The sequence below is a fragment of the Neisseria sp. P0001.S007 genome, from assembly GCF_051963655.1.
Lineage (GTDB): Bacteria > Pseudomonadota > Gammaproteobacteria > Burkholderiales > Neisseriaceae > Neisseria > Neisseria subflava_A.
This window is the reverse complement of record NZ_JBQCUB010000024.1, coordinates 1-566: the sequence shown is the minus strand read 5'-3', so window position 1 is coordinate 566 and position 566 is coordinate 1. Positions and strand designations below refer to the sequence as shown.

Here is a 566-nt window from a genome sequence, read left to right as displayed (position 1 = left end):
GTGTCAGAACCTTCAGGGGTAACTGTCACTTCTACAGTATCACCTGCTTGGGCATCACCAGGCACTTTCACAGCCACTGAGCCATCGGTAGTTGATGGGGTCACTTCTGGTGCGCTTGGTGCAGTCGTGTCAGGATTATTACCTGCATTCGCTGTACCTTCTTCACCTGCATTACCCGCAGTGTCAGTCGCTTTCGCAGTCACCGGTGAGCCATCTTTTACTTTATCTGCTGGGATGGTTGCTTTGCCGGTCGCTGGGTCTACCGCAACATCTGGGTTGTTTGAAGTCCAGTTGCCATCTTCACCTTTGGTCAAGGTTGCTGTTTTCGGTGTGCCCGCTTCATCGGTGTAGCTCACTTCTACAGACTTGGTATCCGCATCTGCAGGAGGAGTCACTTCCACTGAGCCGTTGTCTTTTGCTTCAACTGTCGGTTTAGCCGGTGCAGTCGTGTCAGGAGCCGTAGCGTTATTGCCTGCGTTGGCTTTAACCGGGGTGCTTTCGTTACCAGACGGATCTTTCGCCTGTGCAGTTACTTCAGAACCATCTTTCACTTTGTCTTGTGGAAT

General features: G+C 51.8%; 1 protein-coding gene. It reads right to left on the bottom strand.

Going from position 1 to position 566, the window contains the following annotated elements; translation table 11 throughout:
* Nucleotides 1–566 (bottom strand): hypothetical protein (locus ACTHRE_RS11055; protein WP_440345078.1); only part of this gene is annotated, 566 nt, incomplete at both ends.